Annotated in this window: 7 protein-coding genes; 6 read left to right on the top strand and 1 reads right to left on the bottom strand. The window is 71.7% G+C overall.

Annotated features, from left to right (window positions below; all coding sequences use genetic code 11):
• The 3 genes from IE237_RS34545 to IE237_RS34535 all read left to right on the top strand — a co-directional run.
• Positions 1-1,017 (top strand): acyl-CoA carboxylase subunit beta (locus IE237_RS34545; RefSeq protein WP_308433146.1); only part of this gene is annotated, 1,017 nt, incomplete at its 5' end.
• A gap of 16 nt (positions 1,018-1,033) precedes the next feature.
• Positions 1,034-3,055, top strand: a complete 2,022-nt coding sequence (locus tag IE237_RS34540) for an ATP-binding protein (RefSeq protein ID WP_189806137.1) — start codon at positions 1,034-1,036, stop codon at positions 3,053-3,055.
• A 71-nt stretch (positions 3,056-3,126) separates the two neighbouring features.
• Positions 3,127-3,924: a putative protein N(5)-glutamine methyltransferase gene (locus tag IE237_RS34535; RefSeq protein ID WP_189806114.1), complete on the top strand. Its 798-nt coding sequence runs from the start codon at positions 3,127-3,129 to the stop codon at positions 3,922-3,924.
• Between the two features lie 146 nt (positions 3,925-4,070).
• On the opposite strand, the gene IE237_RS34525 is transcribed toward IE237_RS34535, so the two are convergent.
• Positions 4,071-4,709, bottom strand: a complete 639-nt coding sequence (locus IE237_RS34525; RefSeq protein WP_189806113.1) for an FMN-dependent NADH-azoreductase — start codon at positions 4,707-4,709, stop codon at positions 4,071-4,073.
• Between the two features lie 166 nt (positions 4,710-4,875).
• On the opposite strand from IE237_RS34525, the gene IE237_RS34520 reads away from it, so the two are divergent.
• From IE237_RS34520 to IE237_RS34510, 3 genes are read left to right on the top strand one after another with little or no spacing between them, the layout of a single operon-like run.
• Positions 4,876-5,769: a shikimate dehydrogenase family protein gene (locus IE237_RS34520; protein WP_189806112.1), complete on the top strand. Its 894-nt coding sequence runs from the start codon at positions 4,876-4,878 to the stop codon at positions 5,767-5,769.
• Complete coding sequence (locus IE237_RS34515; RefSeq protein WP_229843875.1) at positions 5,762-6,610, top strand: metallophosphoesterase family protein; 849 nt, start codon at positions 5,762-5,764, stop codon at positions 6,608-6,610. The genes IE237_RS34520 and IE237_RS34515 overlap by 8 nt, the downstream gene beginning before the upstream one ends.
• Complete coding sequence (locus IE237_RS34510; RefSeq protein WP_189806111.1) at positions 6,607-7,293, top strand: 4'-phosphopantetheinyl transferase family protein; 687 nt, start codon at positions 6,607-6,609, stop codon at positions 7,291-7,293. Before IE237_RS34515 ends, IE237_RS34510 begins: the two co-directional genes overlap by 4 nt.
• Positions 7,294-7,379 lie beyond the last annotated feature (86 nt).

Genomic DNA, 7,379 nt, shown 5'->3' with positions numbered 1-7,379 from the left:
GTCCCGGCGATGAGCGACGAGGCCGTGATCGTACGGAACCAGGGCACGATCTTCCTGGGCGGTCCGCCGCTGGTGAAGGCGGCGACCGGCGAGGTCGTCACGGCGGAGGAGCTGGGCGGCGGCGAGGTCCACTCGCGGATCTCCGGCGTCACCGACCACCTCGCCGAGGACGACGCCCATGCCCTGCGCATCGTCCGCAACATCGTCGCCACGCTCCCCGAGCGCGGCCCGCTGCCCTGGTCGGTCGAGCCGGCCGAGGAGCCGAAGGTCGACCCGGCCGGGCTCTACGGCGCGGTGCCGGTGGACTCGCGCACCCCGTACGACGTGCGTGAGGTGATCGCCCGGGTCGTGGACGGCTCCCGCTTCCAGGAGTTCAAGTCCGAGTACGGGCAGACGCTGATCACGGGCTTCGCCCGGATCCACGGTCACCCGGTCGGCATCGTCGCCAACAACGGCATCCTGTTCGCCGAATCCGCCCAGAAGGGCGCGCACTTCATCGAGCTGTGCGACCAGCGCGGGATCCCGCTCGTCTTCCTCCAGAACATCACCGGCTTCATGGTCGGCAAGGCGTACGAGCACGGCGGCATCGCCAAGCACGGCGCCAAGATGGTCACGGCCGTCGCCACCACCCGGGTCCCGAAGCTGACCGTCGTCGTCGGCGGTTCGTACGGCGCGGGCAACTACTCGATGTGCGGCCGCGCGTACTCCCCCCGCTTCCTGTGGATGTGGCCCAACGCCAAGATCTCCGTCATGGGCGGCGAGCAGGCCGCGTCCGTCCTCGCGACGGTCAAGCGTGACCAGCTCGGCGACGAGTGGAGCGCGGCGGACGAGGAGGCCTTCAAGGCTCCGATCCGCGAGCAGTACGAGACCCAGGGCAGCGCCTACTACGCGTCGGCCCGGCTGTGGGACGACGGGGTCATCGACCCCCTGGAGACCCGGCAGGTCCTCGGACTGGCCCTGACCGCCTGTGCCAACGCGCCCCTGGGAGACCCCCAGTTCGGCGTCTTCCGGATGTAAGGGTGTGAGCGAGTCCATGTTCGACACGGTGCTCGTCGCCAATCGCGGCGAGATCGCTGTCAGGGTCATCCGCACCCTGCGGCAGCTCGGCGTGCGTTCGGTGGCGGTCTACAGCGACGCGGACGCCGATGCCCGGCACGTCCGGGAGGCCGACACCGCGGTACGGATCGGCCCTCCGCCGGCCACCGAGTCCTATCTGTCCATCCCCGCCCTGCTCGACGCGGCCCGCCGCACCGGGGCCCAGGCGGTCCACCCCGGCTACGGCTTCCTCGCGGAGAACGCCGCCTTCGCGCAGGCCTGCGCCGACGCCGGCCTGGTCTTCATCGGCCCCTCCGCCTCCGCGATCTCCCTGATGGGCGACAAGATCCGGGCCAAGCAGACGGTGGAGGCGGCGGGCGTGCCCGTCGTCCCCGGCGCAGCCGACCCCGACATCGTCGACGCAGCCCACGGGTTGGGTGCCCCCGTTCTGCTCAAGCCCAGCGCGGGCGGCGGCGGCAAGGGCATGCGGCTCGTGCGTGACCTGTCGGTCCTGACGGACGAGATCGCGGCGGCGCGGCGTGAGGCGCGGGCGTCCTTCGGCGACGACACGCTCCTCGTGGAGCGGTGGATCGACCGGCCCCGGCACATCGAGATCCAGGTCCTCGCCGACGCCCACGGCAACGTGGTCCACCTCGGCGAGCGCGAGTGCTCGCTCCAGCGCCGCCACCAGAAGATCATCGAAGAGGCGCCGAGCGTCCTCCTCGACGGCAAGACCCGCGCGGCGATGGGCGCCGCGGCCGTGGAGGCCGCCCGCTCCTGCGGCTATGTCGGCGCAGGCACGGTCGAGTTCATCGTCCCGGGCGGAGACCCGTCCGCGTACTACTTCATGGAGATGAACACCCGCCTCCAGGTCGAACACCCCGTCACCGAGCTCATCACCGGCCTCGACCTGGTGGAGTGGCAGCTGAGGGTCGCCGCCGGCGAGCCTCTGCCCTTCACGCAGTCCGACATCGCCCTCGACGGCTGGGCCATCGAGGCCCGGATCTGCGCCGAGGACCCCTCCCGCGGCTTCCTGCCCTCGGGCGGCACGGTCCTGGCGCTGAGCGAGCCCCACGGGGACGGCGTACGGACGGACTCCGGCCTCTCCCAGGGCACCGAGGTCTCCTCCCTCTACGACCCGATGCTCTCCAAGGTCATCGTCCACGCGGCCGACCGCCCCACAGCCCTGCGCAAACTCCGCGCCGCCCTCGCCGACCTCGTCACCCTCGGCGTCCCCACCAACGCCGGCTTCCTGCGCCGCCTCCTCGCCCACCCGGACGTCGTCTCCGGCGCCATGGACACCGGCCTCGTCGAACGCGACGCGGACAGCCTGATCCCCCAGGGCGTACCGGACGAGGTGTACGCGGCGACGGCGCTGTTGCGTCACTTCCCCCACCCCACCCCTTCCTCCCATCCTGCCGGGGGCTGGGTCGACCCCTTCGGCGTCGCCGACGGCTGGCGCCTGGGTGGCACCGCTGCCTGGGCCTCGCACCACTTCCGTGTCCCCGGTCACGAGCCGGTACGCGTCGGTGTACGCGGCACGGCCGCGAGCGCCGAGCTGCGGCTCGTCGGCACCGCGCCGGTTCCCGGCAGGGTGGTGGGATCAGGAGAGCCGGGGGAGCTCGTCCTGTACCTCGACGGCGTCACCCACCGCTTCACCGCCGCCCCCTCCCCGGAAGGGGTCTGGCTCGGGCGTGACGGCGACTCCTGGCACGTCCTGGACCACGACCCCGTCGAGGCCGCCCTCTCCGGCGCCCGCCACGGCGGCGCCGACACGCTCGCCGCGCCCATGCCCGGCACCGTCACCGTCGTCAAGGTGGCCGTCGGGGACGAGGTCGAGGCCGGACAGAGCCTGCTCGTCGTCGAGGCCATGAAGATGGAGCACGTCATCTCCGCCCCGCACGCCGGCACCGTCACCGAACTCGACGTCACACCCGGCACCACCGTCGCCATGGACCAGATACTCGCCGTCGTCAGTGCAACTGGCTCGGTTGTAGGAGGAGATCGGCCCGTCGGATAATGCTGAGATATTGCGCGGACTCCCGGATCCCGGGCAACCGCACGTCACCACAAGCAGTTCGAAAGGCTTCCATGTCGATTCCCTCGCTGGACCACTCCGAATCCGCCATCGTCTCCCGACTCCGCACCGCGGGATGTGTGTTCGCGGAGGACGAGGCGCAGATGATCATGTCTGCGGCGGGCAGTGCCGCCGAGCTCGAAGAAATGGTGGAGCGCAGGGTCGTCGGTCTGCCGCTCGAACAGGTCGTCGGTTACGCCGAATTCTGCGGTCTCCGCATCGAAGTGGACGCCGAGGTCTTCGTTCCCCGGCGGCGTACCGAGGCGCTGGTCCAGGAGGCCGCGCGGCTCGCTCCGGCGCGGGCGGTCGTCGTCGACCTGTGCTGCGGCTCCGGCGCCCTGGGCGTCGCGCTCGCCGCCTCGCTGGACGAGGTCGAGCTGTACGCCGCGGACGTCGACCCCGCCGCCGTCAGCTGTGCCCGGCGCAATGTCGTTCCGGCCGGGGGCGAGGTCTACGAGGGTGACCTCTTCGAGCCGTTGCCGGCCGGGCTGAAGGGCCGGGTGGACGTCCTGCTGTCGAACGTCCCGTACGTGCCCACGACGGAGATCGAACTCCTTCCGGCCGAGGCCCGCGACTACGAGGCGCGGGTGGCTCTCGACGGCGGTGTGGACGGCCTCGAGGTCCTGCGGCGCGTCGCCGCCGAGGCGTCGGAGTGGCTGGCTCCGGGCGGCGTCCTGCTGTTCGAGACGAGCGAGCGTCAGGCCGACGCCGCGGTGGCCGCCGTGGCGGACGCCGGTCTGCTCGTGCGGGTGGCGACGGACGACGAGCTGGATGCCACCGTGATCGTCGCGAGCCGCTCGGACGTTTCCTGACGCGTGCCCGTGAGGGCCGGCCGACCGGCCGGCCCATCGGTCCAGAGCTGTGAGGCCCAGAGCTGTGAGGCCCAGAGCTGTGAGGCCCAGCGCTGCGAGGCCCAGAGCGCTGAGGTCCGGCGCGGCGAGGCCCGGAGCCGCCGGGCTCAGAACTGCCGGGCGTACTCCTCGGCCTCCGCGTGGGCCTTGGCGAGGGACGCCTCGGCCAGGGGGCGGAGCGCGGCCATGGCGGGGTTGTTGGGGGCCATGGTCAGCTCGGGGGTGATGATGTCCAGGTCCAGGCCCAGGGAGCTGCCGAGGATGGTCTGCAGGTAGGGCGTGACGTGGTCCATGCCCTCGCGGGGGGTGCCGGGGCCGTAGCCGCCGCCGCGGCTCGCGACGACCACGGCGCGGCGGCCGCGCGTGGGCACGGCGTCGGGGTTGCCGAAGATGACCCGCCCGACGACGAAGACCTGGTCGACCCACGCCTTGAAGGCGGACGGGACCGAGTTGTTGTACATCGGCACGGTGAACAGGTAGGCGCCGGCCCCGTGGAACTCCTCGATGAGGGTGTCCTGGAGGGCTATGGCGGCCGCCTGCGCCTCGGTGCGCTCCTCGGGGGCGGTGACGCGACCGGTGACCGCGTCGGGGGTGAGGTGCGGCAGGGGGTCCGTCGTGAGGTCGCGGTGGACGACGGTGAGTTCGGGGTTCTCCTTCTGCCAGGCGGTCAGGAAGGTGGCCGCGACGTCACGGGAGACCGATCGGTGGGGGACGGCGGAGGAGTCGATGTGCAGCAGGTAGGTCATCGTCGCTTTTCATTTCGGGATCGGGGGGAATCGGTTCCATGGTCCCCCAGCCGTGAGGGAAGAGCCATGCCCTGATGGCGCCTGGGCATCCCCCGACTTGACAGTTTTCTATCGAAAGGGGCCCCGCGGGTGGACCGCGGGGAACCCGGCGGGAAAGAAATAATCCATGGAACGCAACTCTTCTCATGCTCTGTCGATTTCGGGGGAAACTCGGCTCTATGTCGTACTCGGTGACCCCGTCGCCCAGGTGCGGGCACCGTCCCTCCTCAACCCGCTCTTCGCGCAACTTGGCCTGAATTCGGTGCTGTTCCCGGTGCACGTCCGGCCGGATTCCTTCGACGAGGTCTTCCGGGGGCTGCGGAGCACCGACAATCTCGACGGGATACTCGTCACCATTCCGCACAAGGCGGCCGCGCTGCGCCTCGCGGACGAGGTCAGCCCGGCCGCCGCCGCCTCCGGCGCCGTCAACGCGCTGCGGCGTGAACCGGACGGGCGCTGGACCGGTGAGAACTTCGACGGCATCGGATTCGTCACCGGGCTGACCGAGGCCGGGCATCGTCCCGACGGGATGAGGGTCACTGTGGTCGGCGCCGGGGGCGCCGGCAGCGCGATCGCGGCGGCTCTGCTCGCGGCGGGCGCGGCACGGGTGTCCCTGTGCGACCCGGACGGCGACAAGCTGGACGCGCTCCTCGCGCGGCTCGACGCGTACTGGCCGGGCCGCGCGACGGGCGGCCGTACGCCCGTGTTCACGGACGCGGACCTGGTGGTCAACGCGACGCCGCTCGGCATGCGCGCCGACGATCCGCTGCCGTTCTCCCCGGGGGATCTCCCGGCGCGGTGCGTGGTGGCCGATGTGATCATGAAGCCGAGGGAGACCGCACTGCTGCGGGCCGCCGCGGCCGCGGGCCACCCCGTTCTGTACGGAGCGCCCATGCTCGACCACCAACTCGGTCTCTACCGGACGTTCTTCCGGCTCGACGAGCTGGACGAGCTGGACGAGCCTGGCAAGCTGGGCAAGCTGGACGAGACCGTGGTGGACGGAGGGCGGGGCGGTGAATGAGATCCGGCCGAGGCTGCTCGCCATCAGCGACCTGCACGTCGCGCACGCGGAGAACAGGAAGATCGTCGAAGAGCTCCGGCCGTCGTCGGAGGGCGACTGGCTGATCGTCGCCGGTGACGTGGGGGAGTCGACCGAGCAGATCACCTGGGCCCTCAGGACGCTCGCCGAGCGGTTCGCCCGGGTGATCTGGTCCCCGGGCAACCACGAGCTGTGGACCACGGAGCAGGACCCGGTCCAGTTGCGGGGAGTGGAGCGGTACGAGTACCTGGTGGACGTCTGCCGGGGACTGGGCGTGCTCACCCCCGAGGATCCGTACGCCCTGTGGGAGGGGGACGGCGGCCCGGTCCGTGTCGCGCCCCTGTTCCTCCTGTACGACTACACCTTCCGCACCCCCACGGCCGCCGACAAGGAGCAGTCGCTCGCGCAGGCGTACGAGGCGGGGGTGGTGTGCACCGACGAGTTCTTCCTGCACCCCGACCCGTACGCCGGCCGTGAGGACTGGTGCGCGGCGCGCGTGGACTACACCGAGCGGCGTCTCGCCGCGTGCGACCCCGAGGTGCCGCTGGTCCTCGTCAACCACTGGCCCCTGCTGAGGGAACCCACCCGGATCCTGCGGTACCAGGAGTTCGCCCAGTGGTGCGGGACGGAGCGCACGGCGGACTGGCACCTCCGGTTCCACACCGCCGTCGCCGTCTACGGTCACCTCCACATCCCCCGGACCACCCACCACGACGGCGTGCGCTTCGAGGAGGTGTCGGTCGGCTACCCCAGGGAATGGAAACGGCCCGGCCACCCCAGGAACGTCCCGCGCCCGGTCCTCCTCCCCGGGGGCACCCCGTGATCGAGCGGATCCTCCCGGCCAGCCTCGCCGTCTCCGAGGCCTTCGACGACCCCGCCGACGCCACCCTCTTCCCCGAGGAGGCGGCGGTCGTCCGGAACGCGGTGGACTCCAGGAGGCGGGAGTTCACCACCATCCGGATGTGCGCCCGCCGGGCCCTCGCCGGCCTGGGCCTGCCCCCCGTCCCCGTACTCCCCGGCGAGGGCGGCGCACCACGCTGGCCGGAGGCGGTCGTGGGGAGCCTCACGCACTGCACCGGGTACCGGGGCGCGGTCCTCGGCAGGGCCACGGAGTTCGCGATGATCGGCATCGACGCCGAACCCCACGCGCCGCTTCCCGAGGGGATCCTCGACGCGACCGCGCTGCCGACGGAGCGCCGTCACCTGCGCCTCCTCGGGGCGGCGGACCCGGGCGTCCACTGGGACCGGCTCCTGTTCTGCATGAAGGAGGCCGTGTTCAAGGCCTGGTACCCCTTCACCGGGCACGCCCTCGGGTTCGAGGACGCCGACATCTCCATCGACCTCGCCGAGTCCACCTTCGACGCCAGGATCCTGGTCCCCCACACCCTGCGGGGCGGGGCCCGCCTGGACCGCCTGGAGGGACGCTGGCTGACCGGCGGGGGTCTCGCCCTCGCCGCCATCACGGTCCCCGTCGCCCTGTTGCCCTCCACGCCGGCGGCCCCGTGACGGCCTGACGGAGGCCGCGCCCGCGCTTCCTTTCCCCTCTGTGACCAGGGTCACGCGACTGGTCCGTGATGTTCCGCGAGGCCGAT

Origin of the sequence: Streptomyces tanashiensis (assembly GCF_014648895.1) — a bacterium.
GTDB lineage: Bacteria > Actinomycetota > Actinomycetes > Streptomycetales > Streptomycetaceae > Streptomyces > Streptomyces tanashiensis.
Note: the sequence above shows the minus strand (reverse complement) of the source record. Positions and strands in the feature narration are given on the sequence as shown.

What these genes read in the sequence shown, in the direction of transcription:
- IE237_RS34520 (WP_189806112.1), top strand. Translation starts at nt 4,876, where the DNA reads ATGGAACGCAACTCTTCTCATGCTCTGTCGATTTCGGGGGAAACTCGG.
- IE237_RS34525 (WP_189806113.1), bottom strand. Translation starts at nt 4,709, where the DNA reads ATGACCTACCTGCTGCACATCGACTCCTCCGCCGTCCCCCACCGATCG.
- IE237_RS34540 (WP_189806137.1), top strand. Translation starts at nt 1,034, where the DNA reads ATGTTCGACACGGTGCTCGTCGCCAATCGCGGCGAGATCGCTGTCAGG.
- IE237_RS34535 (WP_189806114.1), top strand. Translation starts at nt 3,127, where the DNA reads ATGTCGATTCCCTCGCTGGACCACTCCGAATCCGCCATCGTCTCCCGA.